The sequence below is a fragment of the Psychrobacter immobilis genome (assembly GCF_904846185.1).
In the GTDB taxonomy this organism is placed as follows: domain Bacteria; phylum Pseudomonadota; class Gammaproteobacteria; order Pseudomonadales; family Moraxellaceae; genus Psychrobacter; species Psychrobacter immobilis_B.
Map to the genome: position 1 here is coordinate 39,797 of NZ_CAJGZQ010000005.1, position 22,120 is coordinate 61,916.

Sequence of the window (22,120 nt, forward strand, 5' to 3'; positions counted from 1 at the left end):
TTTTGGCAAGTGATGTGAGCCATTCGGCGTTATATCGTTGGTTCAATTTCAGAGCGAGTCAAGGGTAACCAAGGCAACCGAGTGCAGATGATTATGTGATGCTTCACGCAAGGTAAACGCCATGACTCTTTTACAGTAGAGGGACTATAGCACTGCTTTTGGATAAGAACCTAGAACACGCACATCTTTTACCAACGGACGGATATCAGCGATAGCAGCGCTGACGTTTGGCTCGTCAATATGACCATTCATATCGATGAAAAACACGTATGCCCACTTATTCGGACGCTCAGGACGGGTTTCGATACTGGTCATCGACACGCCATGATAAGACAAAGGCTTCAAAATCTCGATCAATGCACCCGCTTTGTCATGTGCTGATACGACGATAGACGTTTTATCCTGACCTGATGGCGCAATCGCTTCGTGACCGATGATAAGGAATCGCGTGGTATTGCTCGGGTTGTCTTCGATATTTGAATATAGCTTATGCAAGCCATATTCAGCAGCAGCCACATCACCTGCGATTGCCGCTGAATGCCATTCGTTTTTCAAGCGGCGGGCCGCTTCGCCGTTGCTCGATACCGCCACGCGCTCGACATTCGGGTAATTGACATCGAGCCAATGACGACACTGCGCTAGTGACTGCTGATGCGAGTAAATACGGCTTAAACCATCAAGTTTGGTATGTTCAGCGACCAAGAAATTCTGATGAATCGGCAGCTCAACTTCTCCAATTATCTTTAAGGTAGAAGACAAAAATCCATCTAACGTATGGTTAACCACACCCTCAGACGAGTTTTCGACTGGCACCACACCATACATCGCTGTGCCTGCTTCAACTTCACGGAATACATCAGTGATGGTGGTCATTGGTACGGTATCAGCGGCTTTACCGAAATGCTTGAGCGCAGCAGCATGAGTAAAAGTACCTACTGGTCCCAAGAAAGCAATGCGCTGCGGTGCTTCTAAGTCAAGGCAGACCGACATAATTTCACGGAACAACCGCGCCATTTTGTCATCAGCGATCGGACCTGTGTTGCGTTCCATCACCGCTTTTAGCACTTGCGCTTCACGCTCAGGGCGATAAAAAATAGGATTGCTATTGTCGGCAGTCGGGTTATTGACAATGTGTTGTTTCTTTACTGCGGCCACTTGCTGAGCCAACTTGGCACGGTTATTAATCAATGTCTGGATTTCGCAGTCTACTGTATCAATACTTTGGCGAATATCGTCCAAAAATGCTTTTTCAGTTGCAGTATCGTTAGCCCCTGCGATGGCTTGATTTAGCTTATCCATGTTTTGCTCTGATGACTGCTCACTCATTACCGCCTATCCTTTTTCTAAAATTATTACTGAGTTTTTTACTAGTTAGGTACTGCTTTTTTAACTTTGAAGGCTTCAAGTATTTCTAATTATCGACAACCAATCATTTCATTATTGAATCAGCACTCAATGACGGTCAAAGGTGTCAAGCATACTAGCAATGATATTCGATAGGAATCACACTAAATAGCAGGCAGCCTCTCAAAAGCACCCTGCACGGCGAGCGCTATCGTCTACTATTGCCGTATGTTAGTCACACACACCAGCATGCAAATGTAGCAGCCAGATCGCTGACCCGCTCTACTATAACAAAAACTATCGACAGTGCCCATGTGTAAATGCGCGTAAATTCGTCAATATTGGCAAACAGAGGCAATATGGCAGCGATGCACGGCAAAACTATGAAGGAACATCCACTCAAAACTATGTTACAGTCTAAAACTGATAGCAAATAGCACTATAAAGTAGAAAATTACCACGTAACTGAACACAATCTGTTTTTGATCAAAAAGGATATCTGATGAGCGCATTACAACAGCTTCGTACCATGACCACCATTGTCGCTGATACTGGTGACCTTGCCGCCATTGCGCGCTTAAAACCTATCGATGCGACCACCAATCCAAGCCTCATTACCAAAGCACTCCTCCATCCTGACAACCAAGGCATGCTGTCAGAAACCATGAGTCGTCATAATGGCAATATAGATGCAGTGATTGACGCGCTGACCATTCAGGTTGGCTGTGATATTTTAGAGCTTATTCAAGGCCGCGTCTCTACCGAAGTGGATGCTCGTTTGTCTTATGACACTCAGGCGACGATTGATAAAGCCTTAGTATTTATGGAAGCTTACCAAAAAGCAGGGGTTAACTCAGAGCGCGTATTAATTAAAATGGCCGCGACATGGCAAGGGATTGAGGCAGCACGCTATCTTGAAACCCAAAATATTCACTGCAATTTAACGTTGTTATTTGGACAGCATCAAGCAATTGCCTGTGCCGATGCAGGTGTGACATTGATATCGCCTTTCGTTGGTCGTATTTTAGACTGGCAAAAACGCCAACAAAATCGTCAAAACGTGCCCGCTTCTGATGATATGGGCGTGCAGTCTGTAAAGCGCATTTATCAATACTACAAGCAGCATAACTATAATACGCAAGTGATGGGCGCAAGCTTTCGCTCGACTGAACAGATATTAGCGCTAGCAGGGTGTGATCTATTGACCATCGCGCCTGACCTTATCGACGCGCTGGCAGCGATGGATACTGAGGTGATACAGCAACTGTCACCTAGCATGTCATTAGATGTAGCCGACATGAAACGCGTGAGTCTAACGCGAGAGGAATATAGTAGCGCCTATCAACAAGACACGGTTACACAAGATTTATTACCAAAAGGTATCGACGGCTTTATTGGTGCTCGTGATGAGCTTGCTCAGATGTTAGCAGCGATGCGTCATTGATATGAGCGTCGAGCGTTATAAACAGTGATGAGTATGATCAACATTTTACAAACCTCAGTCGCAGGTTATAAAAGAAATTTGCCTGCTAATAGTAAGTTGGCTATCATGGCTCACTTCTCACAACAAGAAGCAAGGCTTGATTATGAAACGGCTATCAGTGTTATTAGTGGGTGGTGTTCTAGCAGTCAGCACGCATGCAGTGAACTGGTCAAAAATATCAGAAAGTCCTACTGGATCAATTTTTAGCTTAGACTTGGACTCTATTGAAAGCTCCGACATCAATATCATAGACGAAAAAAATGTCGAAAACATCACCGTATCTATCCGCAGAACATACCCTGCACAAAAAGATGAAACAAAAGTAGATAAGGAAGGTAAAGAAAAAGCGATTCATCATAGCGATCAGCAATTGCTCATCTCTTGTAAAGACGCCAGTTACTATAAACGCGCTTACGTTAACTATGATGCCAATAATAAGGTATTAGAATCTTGGCAATCAGAAAAACCCATATTAACCACCAAAGATTTTAAGATAACCAAGCCAAAAACGATTAGTCGTATGCTAATAGAACAGGCGTGTAAAACTTACCTTACCAGCAAGACAAGTAACGTACGTTAAGACAAAGCAAATACAGGCAATTAAAAAAGCGTTGCCAGTTTTAAGCCTTTAAAACCGTATAGACAGGCACTGGAAATTCGCCATGCAAATCAACCAAATCTAGCAATACTAACGCCCCCACCACGGTATGGTCTGCCGATTTACACAGCTCATAAGCGGTGGTTAAAGTGCCACCTGTGGCTAAAATATCATCGACCAATAGCACGCGCTCAGGCGGTAGATTGTTTTGCATCTCAAGAGTATCTTTACCATATTCTAGAGCATACGCTTTATTGGCAACGGGCGGTGGCAGCTTACCGGGTTTACGTAGCAAAATCATCCCTTTGCCCAATCGACCTGCAAGCAAACTTGCAAAGACAAAACCACGCGCTTCAACTGCCCCTAGACAATCTACCTCGTCCATCACACCTTCAGGCAGTGCGGCGAGCAATGCATCTATCACCTCATTAATATGACTGCGCAGTAACGGCGTAATATCATAAAAATCAATGCCGACTTTCGGGAAGTCTGGTACTGTGCGAATCACTTGCCAGAAGGGATGATCCGTATTGAGCTTATTAGACGACTCATTTTCGACATTTTTAGATGTAGCGGCAGCATTAATGCTCATGGTAACCCTTAGCGTATATGACTTAGATAATGTAATTTAGATAATAATATATCAACGATAAATGATGGCTAATACTGTGAATTTAGCGGCGCTTATTATAACATAATTGATAGAAATATCGCAGTTGCGCACGTAAGCGTACAGGTGCTTACTGACAGACAGAAGACCTAAACCCCTTGATAAAAACCAATCAATCTCAATATACAAGTGTAAACTTAACGACGAAAATCACGGTTATATGCTAAACTATGTGCGCTTTTACAGTCTCATTTAACGGCTGTGGTTGCAAGTATGCACGTCAAAAACACCCTGTAACACGGATTATAAACACTGATAATGCTCGATAGGACTATTTATGAAACGTTATGAATGTATCGTCTGCGGCTGGATATATGATGAAGCACTCGGCTGTCCCGAAGAAGGGATTGCGCCAGGCACTAAATGGGATGACATCCCTGATGATTGGACCTGCCCAGAGTGCGGTGTGGGCAAGCTTGATTTTGAGATGCTTGAGCTGTAATAGACGACCCTCTAATTAGGACACTTCATGACAACATCGAATGACATCAAACCATCGGCAACCCTACCAGAAGACTTAGGTGGCTACCCTACTCCTGAGTGGCAAAAGTTTGGCGCGCACCAATGGCGAGACTCTGACCTTAGCAAGCATCTGTATCAATCAATGATTGATATCGGCGATGGCATTGAGCTGTGTGTTGAGGCAGGTGGCAATCCTAATGATCCACCACTGCTCATGATTATGGGACTTGGCTCACAGATGATATTTTGGCCAGATAATTTTATCAAGCGCCTTATTGATGCCGGTTTTTTTGTCATTCGTTTTGATAATCGTGATATTGGTCTGTCTTCTAAAGTGCAGATTGATGGACTACCGCGTATCAGTCAGCTAAAAATGATGATGCGCCTGCAAACGGGGTTGTCCAATAAAGGTACGCAAGTGGCTTATAATTTAACAGATATGGCAGAAGATACCGCTCGTTTGATTAAGGCGTTGCAGTTGGGGAAAACCCATCTGATTGGGGCTTCGATGGGCGGCATGATTGCGCAAATCGTAGCGGCACGTTATCCAAGTTTAGTACAGCGCATGGCGTTGATGTTTACCACGACCAACCGTGCATTTTTAAAACCACCAAAACCTAGGCAGCTATATACCCTGATCAACCGCCCTGAAAGTCATTCTGAGCGCGATATCGTGCGCCATAGCGTGTGGTTTATGAAGACAGTCGGTACGCCTGGGCATGTCAACGTACGTATGGTGCGTGAAATTGCCAAATTGCGTTATCAGCGCAACTTTCATCCGCTCGGCACGGTACAACAGCTCAATGCTATCTTGGCATCAGGCTCTATTAGCAGGTTTAGCAAGCAAGTCAAAGCGCCGACTATCGTACTGCATGGTAGCGCAGATGGACTACTGCCCGCCTCACAAGGTCGTGTGGTTGCCAAGACCATTCCGAATGCCAAGTTTCATTTAATCGAAGGCATGGCGCATGATATTCCTGAATACTATCAACCTTATATGGTCGATTTAATCAGCAATCATTTATTAGACGAATAATTTTAGTTGTCACACAATTCATAAAAAAGAGCGTAAACCCTATGAATCAATAGTAGGATTTACGCTCTTTTTTATGCTGGATATTTTACCTAGGTCATTAGATCATGTAGGTCTTTATATTTGGACGCGCCGCTTAATCACAGCCCACTCCTGTGCCCTCTTTATCGATACACATTTTATTGCCGTTTTTTAGATTGCCAATCCACGCTTTACCACCAGTAAAGGTGAAGGCGGGTTTGCCTTGATAAAGATCACCAGCTGACACACCGCTATTGGCAAAGCGAAAAGGAATCACCAACTCGCCACCAAGATTAACAAAGCCCCAGTTTTCATCGATGCGCACGCCAGCCAAGCCTTCGGCAAAGGGACGCACCTCGTCAAAAGAATAGGTAATCATGGTCACATTATTATCATCGATAAACCCCCATTTGCCATCTTGCTGACGCGGTTGTAGCATCGTAAAGCGATTGGGAAGTGTCTGGTTGGATGAGGATGCATTGCCATTAGCGCTGGCAGGTGCTCGTGGCGTCGTGGATTGCTCGTTGTTACTACCATTTGGGTCACTGGTCGTTTTGCCGTTTTCATCAATCCAACTGATCGCTTGATTTTTACGTACACGGGCGACACCATTTTGGTAATCATCAATGTCACTAATCACGGACGAAAACGGCACGATGGTTTTATTACTAGTAGTAATGACCCCATATTTACCATCCTGCTTTACCACGATACGCCCGTTAGAGACGGGACGCGCCCAACCCTGTCCTTCTTTAAGCACATCATACATCGCAGGCACTACTTCACGACCTTGCATATTAAGATAACCGACATGACCGTTGCGCAGTACAGGCAGTAGACCTGCCGATATCTTACTGGCATCAACTTTTTGATAACGTGATAAATCAACGACGCTTTTGCCCTTACTATTCATCAGAGCAACTGGCGCGCCGAAATCTTTTGTCGCCAAAAAATAGCCGCTATTTGCCGTACAAGCCACGTTTTTATAATAACTTTTTGGAATTTTGCAACTGGCCGCTTGTACGCTTGGCGCCATAAATAGCGTAATAGCAAAGATGGCGATAGCAAAACCAGATGTCGATAGTCGTTGTTGTAGGGATAATGAACGTCGCAACATAGATGAACCTAGGCTAATGGTATTGAAGTACTTGAGGTAAAGACTAATAAGAAACTATCCTGTTTTATTGTGCCACTACAGAGATTATAAACCACTAGATTAGCAAATAGTGATATCTACGCCAACATCGTTCCTGTAAGAATGTCTCCACCATATATTCGTATTGTTATAGATACTTTCTTATATGAGTGAAGCTTAAGGTCATCATTGATTTTATACCTAGCATATACAGAGATAAAACCTGATATCGTGATAATAAATCAAACAATAAGCATAAATGATAGTTTGACCATTTCATTTTAGCGTCAAAACCTAGACAATACGGCTTGTATTAGCGTCAGTATTCATTGGCGTTATCGTTGATACAGTAAGATAAAATAATAATATGGATATAAGGATATTGTATGGCGATTGCTTCTTCACGCTCTGCCTCTACTGGGTTGGTCATTGGTTGTATTATCTTTGGTCTGGGTAGTTTGATTGTCGCTCACGTTGATATTGGCGGTTGGGCAATGGCATTTTGGCGCTTGGCTATTTCAGGTGTCGTATTCGCTGTATTGGCCAAAATCATGGGACAGCGTCTACCCCGCTCAAGGCGCGCTATTTTTTATGGTTTATTATCAGGTGTCTTTTTAGGCTTAGATCTGGCGCTCTGGCACGAGAGTATTTATGCGGTCGGCCCTGGTATCTCAACTTTATTGAATAGCCTACAGATTTTCTTTTTAGCCGCCATTGGGTTTTTATATTTTAACGAACGCCAATCTATATTGCAGCTCATCAGTTTGTTTTTAGCCATGTTTGGTGTGGCCATGATAGGCAGTCCTGAGTTTGCGCATAACAGCGCTGCCACTTGGGGGTTCGTCACTGGTATCGTCTCAGGGGCAATGCTAGCAGCATCGATGACTTTTATCCGTAAGACGCATGATACTGAACCCACACCTATATTTATGCTGATGCAGCTGATTAGTATCGGTGGTGTATTGGCGATGATTGTTCCTATGTTTGTGTTTGATATGGGTCATATTTTACCAAACACTTGGTCTGAGATTGGCTGGGTGCTCATCTACGGTACGGTGATGCAATGCTTGGCGTGGGGGCTAATTGCCTATTCCATTCCTAAGCTGTCTTTGGCGTTAACTGGATTATTATTATTATCAGAACCTATTGCCGCATTGGTCATTGATTATAGCTGGCTGGACAAACCAATTAATAGCTTACAGTGGAGCGGTGCTCTGTTGACCATGTTTGCAATCTATTTGGGCTCACTGAAACCTAAGCCGCGCGCCCTACGACGTTATCGGTTTTTCTCAAAATTTTACAAGCGAGACTACAAGTAGCTTTTATTCTGCATTTTTATCGTGCACTTGCTGCCACTCCATAAAAAGCGCCCATGCTACCGATAGCATGGGCGCTTTTTATGGAGTGATATACGCTGTTATCGTCGTTATCTGATAGGTATAAAACCTCAGCATCATAAAAGCTGATTACTTAGCCAATGATTGATGAGCAGCCTTCGCTTCAGATCCTTGGTTAAATAACGCATTTAAGACAATCGCTGCCAAAGTCGCCGTACCGATACCGCCCAAATCAAAGCCGCCTAAATGCAAACTAAAGTTACCGGTACCCATAATAACGGTCACGGCCGCGATAATTAGATTGCTGTTTTTGCTAAAGTCGATACGACTGTCTATCCAAATTTTGACGCCTGCAATAGCAATCAAACCGAACACCACAATGGACGCACCGCCCAATAAAGCGGCTGGTATCGTCTGAATGATGGCACCAAATTTCGGTGATAGCCCTAACAAAATAGCTACCACGCCTGCCACGACAAATATTGTTGTGCTATACACCTTAGTCACCGCCATCACACCGATGTTTTCAGCATAAGTCGTCACACCAGTACCGCCAAATCCTGCTGAAAAGGTGGTTGCCAAACCATCAGCAAAAAATGCTCGACCCATATAAGGCGTGACACGAGCTTTGGTCATACCTTCGACAGCCTTAAAATGCCCTAAGTTTTCAGCCACCAAAATAAAGGCCACAGGCGCAATCAGAATAATAGCACTCATCTCAAAGCGAGGCGTATGGATACTAGGTAAGCCAAACCACGAAGCAGCTGCCACACCACTAAAGTCAATCGCCGTACCAAAACCCATGACGTTGGTCATGATAAAATAGGCAAAATAGGATAATATTAAACCAACCAGTAATAGCAGACGACGCAGCATACCACGTGTAAAGACAGCCACACCACTGATGAGTAATACGGTCAAGGTAGCCATCCAAGCATCAAACTGATTGGCAGACACCCCTTGAATGGTCACTGGCGCTAAGTTGAGACCAATAATCATCACAATAGCACCAGTAACGATAGGCGGCATCAAACGCTCAATCCAGCCAGTACCCGTTTTCATCACCAGCAGCCCAATTAACGCATAAATGATACCGCAAGCCATGATGCCGCCCAAAGCGACATTCAAATTACCATTGAACCCTGCGCCTGCATAAGCTGTCACAGCGATAACGGGACCAATGAAAGCAAAACTTGAGCCCAAATAGCTCGGCATGCGCCCACCAGTGATCAGAAAAAACATCACCGTACAGATACCTGACATCAAAATGGCTAAGTTGGGATCAAAGCCCATTAACAGCGGCGCAAGCACGGTCGCACCAAACATCGCAAAAGTATGCTGTACACCTAATAGCACGCTTTTTGACGGTGGCAAATATTCATTGATACCGACTGGATCACGATCTAAATCGCCTTGATACGGACGCCATGTCGGAAACCAGCGTCCATTTTCAAAGTCTGGATTGTACGGAGGACTGATCGCCGCAGCCTCTAATCCAGGTTCAGCAGATGGTGCTTGAGCGCTGTTTTCTAAAGGCGAGGAAGGGTCTTTTTGAGAGGGCATACACGCTTGTCCTATGTAAACTGGGCTAAAATAATAGACAACAGTAAATGAAAAATAAAAATTGCTTTAAATCAGGGCATCAATCGGCAAGAATATGTGGCTAGAAATTATAATAACGAGTAAAATCCGCATCTTTTCATTTATAATATGTCGCCCTGACTCATTCATTTATGTTGCAATATGGCAAACCAAAAGTATTATTTGGTATGATGACCATGTTTTGGTAGATGTATGTGGTCGGATATGTTTAACTAAAAAACGGTTATGGTCGCTTATGACTCAGTGTACTCTGCAGCGACAATCAACTTACAGGATGTTACATAGCCATTAGCTCCGAGCATGATAGCGGAGTTTCAAAACAAATAAAAGTTATTATTCAATCACCATTTTTCCTCTTTTGCGTTAATACTTCCATGGGCGGTGCTTCCTCTATACCTTTGTCGGTGCTATAAGCGAGAGCTGCCTGTTATATTCTCAATGAAAGTGCCTAAAGCAGCTATACAACATGTTAGTGCACTTAAAAAACTTGGTAAGTTATTATGATTAGTGTTTTTGATTTATTTAAAATCGGTATTGGCCCATCAAGCTCACACACGGTAGGACCCATGGTCGCCGCCAATCTTTTTTTGGGCTCATTAACCAAGCAAACAGAGCTGAAGGCTATTACAGGTGTTGAGATTGAGCTTTATGGCTCTTTGGCAGCCACAGGCAAAGGACATGCAACCGATACTGCTATATTGTTAGGGCTGCTTGGGCATGCTCCTAGTACGATCGATACCCGTTTGACCAGTCAATATTTGTCACCGATTTTTTCAGACAAACAGCTCAATATAGCAGGCACGCATGTTATTGCCTTTGAGACAGAGCGCGATATTCACTGGTATGACGAAACCGTTTTGCCCTACCATCCTAATGCTTTGACTATCCGCGCATTATTGACCGACGGCAGTCATTATCAACAAACCTATTATTCGGTAGGTGGCGGCTTTGTTATCAATGAAGAAGATGCCACCAATCCGGATGAAGATAACGCCACGCCGACCATTGACGCCATTCCTTACCCCTTTAATAGCGCCGCAGAATTGCTGGAGCAATGTTGTCAACACCACTTAAGCGTTAGTGAATTGGTATTGGCAAATGAATGTCATTACCGCAATCAATCAGAAGTTTTTGCTTATTTAGACTCTATTTGGGAGTCAATGCAGGACTGCGTGACGCGAGGCTGTCAAAACAGTGGCATATTACCTGGTGGCTTGGATGTAAAACGCCGTGCCCAAGCATTACATCTACAATTGTGCGCCGAGAAAAACCAACCCATTACCAAAAATGACAAACTCGCTGCCATGGACTGGATTGATTTATATGCCTTGGCGGTCAATGAAGAAAATGCCAATGGTGGAAATGTCGTCACTGCCCCCACCAACGGTGCAGCAGGTATTATTCCTGCGGTGATGCATTACTATCGTGACTTTTTATCAAGCTATAGCCAAGATGGTGCACGCAAGTTTTTGTTAAATGCGACTGCTATTGGCAGTTTAATCAAACAAAATGCCTCCATCTCTGGCGCTGAAGTTGGTTGCCAAGGTGAAGTTGGTTCTGCTTGTGCCATGGCAGCTTCTGCATTGGCAGAAATCTTGGGCGGTGATCCAGCTAAATGCCTTAATGCGGCTGAGATTGGTATTGAGCATAACTTAGGTCTAACATGCGACCCTGTAGGCGGTCTAGTGCAAGTGCCTTGTATCGAGCGCAATGCCATGGGCGCCGTCAAAGCTGTCAATGCGGCACGACTTGCTTGCCGCGGTAATGGACAGCACTTTGTCTCTTTAGATAAAGTGATTGAAACCATGAAAGTCACTGGTGCGGATATGCTAGATAAATACAAAGAAACCTCACGAGGCGGTCTTGCCGTTTATGCAGACAATCGTATCCCTACTGCCACTCATGGCGTCAGTGTAAAATATAGTCAGTGCTAGAGCGTTCTCTAAATTCGATTGACTGTTATCCAAATGGGGATACGTTCTAACATAACGATCGTTTAATATAGCTTATCCTGACATCACATTCCCAAGTATTTGCTAAAATAAAAAAGACCCCTAATTCTGTATTAGGGGTCTTTTTTATTTTGGTCAAATATGCTCATCAACTAGACATGCTCAATGATTCATTACTCAGCTGTTTTTGAAACCACTTCGTTTAGAATCCAAACTGGCTTAGCCATGTTAGTATTTTCATCCATCATGACTTCTTGGCGAACATCTAGAATATAACGATAGTTTGGCTCATAAGTGAAGCCCTGAATATTACCGTTTAAAGGTGTGTAGTTTTTCTGATAAGTCTGACGATACTGTAAGCATTCTGCTTCAACCTTAGTACCCTCAGCTGTTGACAGCTCACAGACGGCTTTCAGTGGTGCTACTTCTATTTCAAAACTTGGAATGTTAACCACTTTAACATTCATAGGTTGCCCATCGACAACCATCGTACGTTCGTTATCCATACCCATGGTAGAGCAACCTGACAGGGCAAAGGCGGTCATTACTGCTGCAAGTACTAATTTTTTCATTATTAAATCCTCAGTTAATTGTTATAAATACATTATTAATGGTTTGAGATTATTGTTTTGGACACATCATGCTGGTAAATATATTTTAAAAATATCAGTCAATTTTTGCGATGGGTGTAATACTACTGTCGATATTGAGCCAAGCAAGAGTATTCACCTGATTTAGCTTTACCGAATAAACCTATTAAGTCTCAATAATGTCGTCTATTGTTTGTTTACTGAGGTCAGTATAGAGCGCAACTCGTCTTCTGCTCTATAACTGCTTTGTAAAGTAACGTCAGCTTTTGCAACTGTTGTTAATCGCGCGTATTGAATAGTAGAGTAAATTGATACTGAGAAAAATTTACACATCAAAAAGCCAGAGTGATAGTCACTCTGGCTCAGTTATTCATTAAAAAGTATTTTACTTAGCTGACAGTGATAACCCTTAACTACGATAATCCGCATTAATTTTGACGTAGTCATATGATAAATCGCAGGTGTATACCGTATCGCTAGCATCGCCGCGAGCAAGATCGATATGAATGGTAATCTCAGGGCGACTCATGACGGTCTTACCTGCCGCTTCCGTATAACTAGGGGCGACACCACCATTCTGGCAAATCATGACTTCATCTAGATAAACATCCACTTGTTCCGTATCCAAGTCTTCGATACCAGCATAACCCACTGCCGCTAAGATACGACCCCAATTGGCATCGCTAGCGAAGAATGCGGTTTTGACCAACGGTGAATGCGCGACCGCATATGCCACATCGCAGCACTCTTGCGTTGTTTTGCCATCAGTGACGTTGACGGTCATAAACTTGGTAGCACCCTCGCCATCACGTACGATTAATTGCGCCAGACGAACAAACACCTCGGTCAAAGCCGAAAATATAGCCTGATAATGCGGATGTTCTGGACTATCAATGATATCTGAGCTGGCAGCACCCGTGGCGATCAACACACAGCAATCATTGGTTGAAGTGTCGCCATCGACAGTGATGCGGTTAAAAGACTGCTCATTAATGGCACTTAGCATTTCTCGTAATAGGTCAGCAGCGATATTGGCATCAGTTGCCACATAGCCCAACATGGTCGCCATGTTAGGGCGTATCATGCCTGAGCCTTTTGACATACCTGTCACATGATAGCTAATACCCGCCACGTCGATTTTTTGGCTAGCGAGCTTCGGAATCGTATCTGTGGTGCGAATACCATTCGCCGCGGCAAGCCAATTGTCAGCCCCCAAATTGGCAAGTGCATTATCTAAGCCCGCGATGACCGCATCGCTATTTAATGGCTCGCCAATGACACCGGTCGAGAATGGCAATATTGCATTACTATCCACGCCAGCCTTACTCGCCAGAGCGGCACAGATATCAACGGCGCGACGTTTGCCATCAGCGCCCGTCCCAGCATTAGCATTACCCGTGTTGGTCACCAAATAGCGCGGGCTGGCCTTGGCAAAATGCTCGCGTAATACCCGTACAGGCGCTGCACAGAAGGTATTTTTGGTAGTCACAACCGCTGTGGTCGCGGTATCAGCGATCTCAATTACTACTAAATCATCTCGGTCTTTATAGCGTACGCCTGCGGCAGTGGCGCTTAGCTTGATTCCTTCGATAGGATAAATAATATCAGGTACTGCAACATTTCCGACTGCCATGGTTTAACCCTTATTGTGAAATTTTTATCATTATTTATCACGGATGATGCGATAAACACTGAGGTGCGTTGAGCCTTCAACCATGATGCTACGGCTGGTGAAGTATCAAACGCGACCTATATAAATATTACCGTTTTTTTAAATCAAATGCCGACCAAATTGGCGCATGATCAGACGGTTTTTCCATCGCCCGTAGCTCATAGCTAATCCCAGCATCAACACAGGCCTCAACAAGATCCGAGCTGCACAAAATATGATCGATACGCAAGCCACGTTTCGGCTCATCATTGAACCCACGACTGCGATAATCAAACCAGCTATATAGCTCTGTGCTCTCTGGATAATGTAAGCGATAGGTATCTGTCAGCTCGCGTGACATCAGCGCCGCATACCACTCGCGTTCTTCTGGTAAAAACGAGGTCTTCCTATTTTTCAACCAGCGCTTAGCATTGACGTCGCCAATGCCAATATCAGTATCTTCTGGGGCAATATTCATATCACCCATGATTATGAGCGAGCGACCTTCTGCTTTTAGGGTATCGATATACGCCATTAAATCTGCATAATAAGCCCGCTTCATCGGGAATTTGGTCGGATGGTCTTGGCTCTCTCCTTGTGGAAAATAACCATTGAGCACATCAATTTCACGACCGTCAAATTCATAGCGGGCATGGATAAAACGCTTCTGTGCCTCGTCATCTTCACCAGGGAAACCTTTTTGCACAAATATAGGTGCAACCTTGGATAGTAGCGCCACACCATAATGGGCTTTTTGACCAAAGTACTCTACGTGATAGCCCAGACTCTCTATATTCTCTAGGGGGAATTGCTCATCATGTACTTTTGTTTCCTGTAGACCCATCACATCAGGATCGATCACTTCTCGCACAGCCTCAAGCTGATGTTGACGTGCGCGAATACCATTGATATTAAAACTGACAAAACGGGTCATAAATTATCCTATACTAATTGATGAAAATACGGTGCTAATATAAAGAAATGGGCTATGAAAGTGCACAATCCGCTATCATAACAGACGTCGACCGACCTAACTGTTGCGCGCCCTGATATCTTAAGCTAGAGTAGTTGTGGTTAATATGGCTGCTATCAAATTTTGGCCATCGAATCATGAACATCGAACAATATTTATTAAAACAATGACCGAGCATCTTTATGATAAAAAATAACAGCAAAAATACAAACACAGTGGCAAGTGTAGACGGCGAATATACGCCATTGTTTACCAAAAATTATAACGTCTATATTAACCATACTGATGCCGGCGGTATAGTCTACCATGCCAATCATTTGGTGTTTTTTGAAAACTGCCGCCGTGATTGGTTTGGGGAACTGAATTTGAATGGGTATTTTTTGCAGACTGACGATGGAGAAATTCAGCATTTTGTCGTCAGTCAAGCAGACTTGCAATACAAAAGAGCTATTTTGTTAGATGAAGTCATCAGTGTGCGCATCGATAAAGTCGAGTTAAAACCTGCCAGCATTATCTTTTACCAGAGCATTTATCGTCACAGCCCAGACAGCCTTTCTTCTGATTATGCTAATAGCAATGCTAATGCTAGCAGCTTATTAAGTAGTGGCAAAATCGTCATTGCTTGTGTGCAAAACCAAGTCAAAACCAAACCGCTATCCAATAGTAAGGCAGATACTGCGGTTGCTAGTGCCACGCCCATGCGCCCTATTCGTGTTCCAAAGCATTTACGCGATGCCATTGAGCAAGCGATCCACGAGCAGCTGAATGCTTAGTGGCTGGATAATTAGTAGTTAGATACTTAATGATTGGATATTTAGTGGCTGAATAATTGGCGATAATGACTTATGCATCTTCATAATAATAAACCGATACTGATATTCGAGAATATTCAGGTACATAGTAAACGTACAGCCAGCATACCTGCCTATAATGATAACAAGGTTGGCGATAAAAGTATTAATAACAAAAATATGGAAGCCATAGAAGCCACAACATCTGCGCTATCTACCATTTATCAAAGATGGATCAGCAAACTAAGACCAAACACTGTCTCTCAGCCAATCATACCTGCTCATCAACGATTATTAATCGATGGCGCCACAGGCAGGCTGTTAGCAGGTCAAGTAACCGTGTTGACAGGCGGTTCTGGTAGTGGTAAATCGGTATTATTACGGGTATTGGCTGGACTATTGCCAATGAGCGGCGGCAATGTGCGTTTGCGCCGTGATGACCAATCAACCAGTAGTGCTTATTGTAGTATCCATGATACTGCACCGATACAGTGGCGCACGCACGTTGCCCTACTCGCCCAGCACCCACAATTATTAGAAGGCAGTGTACTTGAGAACTTGCAAATGCCTTATCAGCTACAAGCGCATCAGCACCTTGACTTTGATATCGACTGGCATATCGCACAGCTTGAGCAATTGCAACGCAGCGCTGACTTTTTGCAGCAAGAAGTCTATCATCTATCGGGCGGCGAGCGGCAACTGGTCAACACGTTACGCCTCTTACAATTGAACCCACGGGTGTTGTTACTAGATGAGCCTACTGCGGCCCTAGACAGTGACACATCAGCCCAGCTCGTCAATCTACTCATGAATTGGTTACAGGCAGATAAGCAGCGTACATTACTGTGGGTAACTCACGATACACAAGACATCATGCCGTTAGCCGATCAGCATTGGCAGATGCAAGCAGGGGCATTAACTGAGATATTCTAATGTTGAGCTAAGCCTGTCATGTCACTCTTTAAGATGACTTTTCTTAACAAATTCGCATTAACGTCTATCTTATATTCGTCAGTTTATATAATGAGCCACTATGAGCGGTACAGATGATATACAAGTATTTTTAACTTACGGTGATATTGCCCTTGCCAGCAGCTTAATTATCATCGTTCTTATTATCTCTTGGCGGCTACGCTTACAGCTGACCAAAACGCTGTTAATCGCGGCTATCCGCACGGTGCTCCAGCTTAGTTTTATCGGTTTAATATTGGCATGGATTTTCGCTCGTGAACAGTGGTATGAAGTCCTGTTAATTTTGACCATCATGACCTTGATTGCAGGCGCTGCTGCCAAAAATCGCGTCAAACGTAGCTATAGAGGTTTGTTAACTGACACTTTGTTAGCAGTAAGCGCTTCGGCTATATTAGTCACTGCCATAGCCATCATGGTTATTTTAAAAGTACAGCCTTGGTACACACCGCAATTCGTTATTCCTATATTGGGGCTAATATTGGGCAATTCGCTCACCGCTATCTCATTGACCAGCAACCAGTTGATTGAATCCTTTCATGAGCAGCAAGGACGTATAGAGATGATGCTCAGCCTATCTGCTCGCCCATTTGAAGCAGTGCATGAACCAATACGCGCCGCCATTGTCAATGGCATGACTCCAACGCTGAACTCTATGCTAGTCGTCGGTATTGTTAGCTTGCCCGGAATGATGACGGGTCAAATATTGGCTGGCGCTGACCCCACTCAAGCGATTCGCTATCAGATAGTCACTATGTTTTTGATATGTGTGAGCAGTACGCTCGGCTGTACAATCAGCGCTTTACTCATTTATCGACGCTTTTTTAATCAAAACAAGCAACTGATATTACCTGAATAATTGAGCATAACTGCATTCAGTTGGAGTGCTGACAAATCTATAGTTGATATATTGATGTTGGCTATGATAACTTTTTTGCTTCACTCATCCTTCTATACTCATTCATTTCTATACTTATTAAGTGTCGAATAGCGTATCTTAAATGACAAACAGCGCATCTATCTAGTCACGTGAAATTCCATAAAAATCATATTTTTCAGCTTTATTTATGCACTGCTCAGTATTTCATACTAGTATAGTATTTGATGATATTCATGCTACTGTATTGCTTAAATGTATCATTATTTTTTGATACCTTAGTGTTAGATAACAGGTAGAGCTTATTTCAGAGCAAAAATGCTTTTATGATTAAGCGATCTGTTCGTTCAATTGACGTCATTATCCTTTAATAATGATTAAGTCGTTTTGTACGATAGCAATAAAACCTAGCAGCCAGTCAATAGATAAGGATATTATCACGCTCAGCGGCAAACGGTTTACGTCAGCGCTGATGTGTTTTATTGACACGGATATGACTGCTTTACGACAGAATTCACCCTATTTTAAACTTCAAGGACGCTGACTATGACGCCGAATAAACCTTGGCTTGCCCATTATCCTAATGGTGTACCAAAAACTATCAACCCCGATAGATATAGCAGCATCATGGAGCTGTACGAAGAATGCTTTGAGCGCTTTCGTCTGCACCCTATGAGTATCTGTATGGGCGTGACCCATACCTACGATGATGTTGATAAAGCTTCACTTGCCGTTGCTGCATGGTTGCAGGCACAGGGGTTGCCTCAAGGCAGTGTAGTCGCACTTATGATGCCAAACGTGCCGCAATATCTGCCAACGATGATTGGTATTTTGCGGGCGGGTTATGTGTGTACCCCAGTTAACCCACTGTATACTGGTCGTGAATTACGCCATCAATTAAATGATTCTGGCGCTCAGGTTATTTTTGTGGTTGATAACTTTGCTCAAGCGCTCGAACAAGTCATTGATGAGACCAATATTAAGCGTATTGTCCTCTCGAAAATGGGCGACATGATGGGCTTAAAAGGTATCTTGGTGAATACTATCATTCGTCAGGTCAAACGCTTAGTGCCTAAGTACAAGTTAAATGACCCTAAACACGAAGTGACCAAGTTTCCTGATGTGCTGAAGAAAGGCAAAAGCCTGCCGTTCCACAAACCAAAAATGCAGTTAGATCAAAAAGCATTTTTACAGTATACAGGTGGCACAACAGGACTATCTAAAGGGGCTATCTTAACGCAGCGTAATATCGTCGCCGCGGCGATGCAATCAGAAGCATGGACCAAACCGATTACGTCAGAGATTAATGAGGTCTATATCAATATGGTCATGGCGTTACCGCTCTATCATATTTTTGCCTTTATGCTCAGTCTACTCGGCATGCGCTCAGGCTACACCTTTATCTTGATACCTAATCCACGTGATATACCAGGATTTATTAAAACGCTGTCAAAACAGCCGTTCCATATATTGCCAGCGGTTAATACCTTATTTAAAGGCTTACTTGATCATCCCAACTTTAAAGAGTTAGACTTTAGCTCATTACGCATCTCACAAGCAGGTGGTATGGCAGCAACTGAGCAGACAGCTGCTCGCTGGTTGGAAGTCACTGGTTGCGCCATGATTGAAGGTTGGGGTATGACAGAAGGTGTCGCTGTAGGTACCGCTAACGTCATCACTGATCGCAAGTTTAACGGTACGATTGGCGTCCCTGTTCCTAGTGTCGATGTCATTGTCATCGATGATGAAGGCAATCGCGTTGGTGTCAACGAAGCTGGTGAGATGTGTGTAAAAGGTCCTAACGTAACCTCAGGTTATCTTAACAGAGACAGTAGTGATGACTTTACGGCAGATGGCTACTTTCGCACTGGCGATATCGTCAGCATGGATGAAAAAGGATACTTTAGATTATTAGACCGTAAAAAAGACATGATTTTGGTTTCAGGCTTCAATGTCTTCCCAAATGAGGTTGAATCAGTGATGCTAGATTGTGATGGTATTATTGATTGTGCGGTGATCGGTATTCCCGATGAGCATCAAGGTGAAGCAGTCAAAATTTATATCGTCCCTGCCGATAACAATGTCACCAAGGAAGTCATTAAAGAATTTGCATTGGACAATATGACTGGCTATAAATGCCCGCGTCATATCGAATTTGTCAGTGAGTTGCCAAAGAGTAATGTGGGTAAAGTACTACGTCAAAAACTGCGTGAAAAGCATATGTCGGACAACCCACAATTGTAAATAAAAAAATCATTATCAAAAGCGTTTTACATCATATGTAGAGCGCTTTTTTTATGTGAATCTATCACTCTTATACAGAAAATCATTACTTTGTAACTATAATGTTAATGCTTTTACATAACAACTTTTTCTACAAACTAGATGATTCTTATCATGATTCATAAATTTCCAAGTAAAATGCCGTTCGCACCTTGTTGCTAACCGCTTATCCTCTATATGGTTACAACATATATTTTTTGCTTTATCAAACTTAATTATAAACTATCAAGTTCTTGTATAAAAATAACAATATCAATTGTAGTTATGTTAATGTGTTGCCAAAATAAGTCACGCTATTTTTTATTAGTGTGAGTCGATAGTCGTTCAATTCAGATCAGTTTATGAGCAAGTGGTGCTTTTCTTAGTAAGGATAATAGTAACCAGCTGTTTACTGTATTTAGACCACTGCTTTTTATAGTGAAATGAGCTTGTAGTTAAATAATTTATATAGAGGTCACCGTATTTTAGCAGTCTGTGAATCGATAGGATAGCACGCGACAATCCATTGCTCTTAAGGCGATGATTTATATTGTTGACAAGGATGTGACTACTCTTTTATAGAACCTTAACGTATCACAACATTTAAGGACGCTAAGTATGACAGTAGATAAGCCTTGGCTGGCGCAATATCCAGAAAACGTACCCAAGACCATTAATCCTGATCAATATGAGAGCCTCATAGAGCTGTATGAGGAATGTTTCAATCGTTTTCGTATGCATCCTATGACTATTTGTATGGGTGTCACTCATACTTATGGTGATGTGGATAAAGCCTCACTGGCCGTTGCCGCATGGTTACAAGCGCAAGGCATTCCTAAAGGCAGTGTGGTCGCACTCATGATGCCAAACGTGCCGCAATATCTGCCAACGATGATTGGTATTTTGCGGGCAGGTTATGTGTGTACCCCAGTTAACCCACTGTATACCGGTCGTGAGCTGCGCCATCAGTTGAACGACTCGGGTGCTCAAGTTATTTTTGTGGTTGATAACTTTGCTCAAGCACTCGAGCAGGTAATCGAAGAGACGGATATCAAACGTATTGTCCTATCGAAAATGGGCGATATGATGGGATTAAAAGGTATTTTGGTCAATACGGTAATCCGTCAGGTCAAACGCTTAGTGCCGAAATATAATCTTGACGATCCTAAATACAACGTTACCAAGTTTCCAGATGTGCTGAAAAAAGGTAAAAACCTACCGTTTCAAGCACCAAAAACGGCTTTGCAACATAAAGCGATTTTGCAGTATACCGGTGGTACCACAGGATTGTCTAAAGGCGCGGTATTAACTCAGCGTAATGTCGTTGCTGCGGCCATGCAGTCAGAAGCATGGTTTCGCCCTGTTACCTCAGAAATTAATGAGGTTTATATCAATATGGTCATGGCACTGCCGCTGTATCATATTTTTGCTTACATGCTTAGCCTGCTTGGCATGCGCTCAGGTTACACTTTTATTTTGGTACCAAATCCGCGTGATATGCCTGGATTTATCAAAACTTTATCCAAACAGCCGTTCCATATTTTCCCAGCGGTTAATACTTTGTTTAAAGGCTTGCTTGATCAGCCAAACTTTAAAGACCTAGATTTCAGCTCACTTCGTCTCTCGCAGGCAGGTGGTATGGCAGCAACCGAACAAACAGCGGCGCGTTGGTTAGAAGTGACAGGCTGTCCGATGGTTGAAGGTTGGGGTATGACTGAATGTGTAGCAGTCGGCACCAACAATATCGTCATTGATCGTAAATTTAATAGTACGATTGGCACGCCTGGTCCAAGCGTTGATATTATTATTATCGATGAAGATGGCAAAGAAGTAGGCGTTAATCAGGCAGGCGAGCTGTGCATCAAAGGTCCAAATGTCATGTCGGGCTACTTTAATAAAGACAGTAGTAGCGACTTTACTAAAGAGGGTTATTTCCGTACGGGTGATATCGTCAGTATGGATGAAAAAGGTTACTTTAGATTATTAGATCGCAAAAAAGATATGATTTTGGTCTCAGGCTTTAACGTCTTCCCAAATGAAATCGAGTCGGTTATGCTTGATTGTAAAGGCATTATTGAGTGTGCAGTCATCGGTATTCCTGATGAACATCAAGGTGAGACGGTAAAAATATATATCGTCCCGGCCGATAATAACGTCACTAAAAGTGATATTAAAGAGTTCGCTATCGATAACTTGACCGGCTATAAATGCCCGCGTCATATCGAGTTTGTCACCGAGCTACCTAAGAGTAATGTCGGCAAGATACTACGTCAAAAATTGCGTGAAAAACATATGTCAGATAATCCGCAAACCTTGTAGTCGTTAAGACTCTCAGTAGTTAAGACTTATAAGTTTCAAAAAATAAAAGCC

Annotated in this window: 18 protein-coding genes; 11 read left to right on the forward strand and 7 right to left on the reverse strand. The window is 43.2% G+C overall.

All coding sequences use genetic code 11. The features are described 5' to 3' along the window. Positions 1-144: 144 nt before the first annotated feature. Positions 145-1,326 (reverse strand): prephenate dehydratase, encoded by a 1,182-nt coding sequence (gene pheA, locus JMW94_RS03770; RefSeq protein ID WP_045455471.1) that lies wholly within the window; start codon positions 1,324-1,326, stop codon positions 145-147. A gap of 520 nt (positions 1,327-1,846) precedes the next feature. Here pheA and JMW94_RS03775 point away from each other — a divergent pair. Both JMW94_RS03775 and JMW94_RS03780 read left to right on the forward strand, forming a co-directional pair. After that, entirely contained in the window at positions 1,847-2,788 is a 942-nt protein-coding gene (locus tag JMW94_RS03775; RefSeq protein WP_045454919.1) for a transaldolase, read from the forward strand. Between the two features lie 142 nt (positions 2,789-2,930). Then, positions 2,931-3,407: a hypothetical protein gene (locus JMW94_RS03780; RefSeq protein ID WP_045454922.1), complete on the forward strand. Its 477-nt coding sequence runs from the start codon at positions 2,931-2,933 to the stop codon at positions 3,405-3,407. Positions 3,408-3,447: 40 nt separating this feature from the next. Here JMW94_RS03780 and JMW94_RS03785 read toward each other — a convergent pair whose 3' ends face one another. Then, entirely contained in the window at positions 3,448-4,017 is a 570-nt protein-coding gene (locus JMW94_RS03785) for an adenine phosphoribosyltransferase (protein WP_055124107.1), read from the reverse strand. Between the two features lie 355 nt (positions 4,018-4,372). On the opposite strand from JMW94_RS03785, the gene JMW94_RS03790 reads away from it, so the two are divergent. After that, positions 4,373-4,537, forward strand: coding sequence for a rubredoxin (locus JMW94_RS03790; RefSeq protein ID WP_011280463.1), 165 nt, complete (start codon positions 4,373-4,375; stop codon positions 4,535-4,537). 27 nt (positions 4,538-4,564) lie between these two features. Further along, positions 4,565-5,593, forward strand: a complete 1,029-nt coding sequence (locus JMW94_RS03795; RefSeq protein WP_201601414.1) for an alpha/beta fold hydrolase — start codon at positions 4,565-4,567, stop codon at positions 5,591-5,593. 133 nt (positions 5,594-5,726) lie between these two features. On the opposite strand, the gene JMW94_RS03800 is transcribed toward JMW94_RS03795, so the two are convergent. After that, entirely contained in the window at positions 5,727-6,647 is a 921-nt protein-coding gene (locus tag JMW94_RS03800; RefSeq protein ID WP_372815323.1) for a WG repeat-containing protein, read from the reverse strand. Between the two features lie 485 nt (positions 6,648-7,132). On the opposite strand from JMW94_RS03800, the gene JMW94_RS03805 reads away from it, so the two are divergent. Beyond that, a complete protein-coding gene (locus JMW94_RS03805) occupies positions 7,133-8,065 on the forward strand; it encodes a DMT family transporter (protein ID WP_201560196.1) in 933 nt (310 codons plus the stop codon). Between the two features lie 147 nt (positions 8,066-8,212). Here JMW94_RS03805 and JMW94_RS03810 read toward each other — a convergent pair whose 3' ends face one another. After that, entirely contained in the window at positions 8,213-9,646 is a 1,434-nt protein-coding gene (locus tag JMW94_RS03810; RefSeq protein WP_201560195.1) for a solute carrier family 23 protein, read from the reverse strand. 539 nt (positions 9,647-10,185) lie between these two features. On the opposite strand from JMW94_RS03810, the gene JMW94_RS03815 reads away from it, so the two are divergent. Beyond that, positions 10,186-11,619: an L-serine ammonia-lyase gene (locus JMW94_RS03815; protein ID WP_201581277.1), complete on the forward strand. Its 1,434-nt coding sequence runs from the start codon at positions 10,186-10,188 to the stop codon at positions 11,617-11,619. A gap of 191 nt (positions 11,620-11,810) precedes the next feature. On the opposite strand, the gene JMW94_RS03820 is transcribed toward JMW94_RS03815, so the two are convergent. From JMW94_RS03820 to xthA, 3 genes are all read right to left on the reverse strand, one after another. Continuing rightward, positions 11,811-12,209, reverse strand: a complete 399-nt coding sequence (locus JMW94_RS03820) for a DUF4377 domain-containing protein (protein WP_087815288.1) — start codon at positions 12,207-12,209, stop codon at positions 11,811-11,813. A 427-nt stretch (positions 12,210-12,636) separates the two neighbouring features. Continuing rightward, a complete protein-coding gene (argJ, locus tag JMW94_RS03825) occupies positions 12,637-13,860 on the reverse strand; it encodes a bifunctional glutamate N-acetyltransferase/amino-acid acetyltransferase ArgJ (protein WP_201601417.1) in 1,224 nt (407 codons plus the stop codon). A gap of 127 nt (positions 13,861-13,987) precedes the next feature. Beyond that, positions 13,988-14,812, reverse strand: a complete 825-nt coding sequence (xthA, locus tag JMW94_RS03830) for an exodeoxyribonuclease III (RefSeq protein WP_201501345.1) — start codon at positions 14,810-14,812, stop codon at positions 13,988-13,990. Positions 14,813-15,033: 221 nt separating this feature from the next. Here xthA and JMW94_RS03835 point away from each other — a divergent pair, with 221 nt between their 5' ends. The 5 genes from JMW94_RS03835 to JMW94_RS03855 all read left to right on the forward strand — a co-directional run bounded on the left by JMW94_RS03835 (position 15,034) and on the right by JMW94_RS03855 (position 22,069). After that, positions 15,034-15,624, forward strand: coding sequence for an acyl-CoA thioesterase (locus tag JMW94_RS03835; protein WP_201501346.1), 591 nt, complete (start codon positions 15,034-15,036; stop codon positions 15,622-15,624). A gap of 72 nt (positions 15,625-15,696) precedes the next feature. After that, on the forward strand, positions 15,697-16,575 hold the full coding sequence (locus tag JMW94_RS03840; RefSeq protein WP_201501347.1) for an ATP-binding cassette domain-containing protein: 879 nt from the start codon (positions 15,697-15,699) through the stop codon (positions 16,573-16,575). Positions 16,576-16,675: 100 nt separating this feature from the next. After that, positions 16,676-17,470, forward strand: coding sequence for an ABC transporter permease (locus JMW94_RS03845; RefSeq protein ID WP_109592779.1), 795 nt, complete (start codon positions 16,676-16,678; stop codon positions 17,468-17,470). Between the two features lie 564 nt (positions 17,471-18,034). Further along, positions 18,035-19,732 (forward strand): AMP-binding protein, encoded by a 1,698-nt coding sequence (locus tag JMW94_RS03850; RefSeq protein ID WP_201601420.1) that lies wholly within the window; start codon positions 18,035-18,037, stop codon positions 19,730-19,732. A 636-nt stretch (positions 19,733-20,368) separates the two neighbouring features. After that, positions 20,369-22,069 carry an AMP-binding protein gene (locus JMW94_RS03855; protein WP_201601437.1) on the forward strand — a complete coding sequence of 567 codons (1,701 nt, stop codon included), beginning with the start codon at positions 20,369-20,371 and terminating at the stop codon, positions 22,067-22,069. Positions 22,070-22,120: the final 51 nt, after the last annotated feature.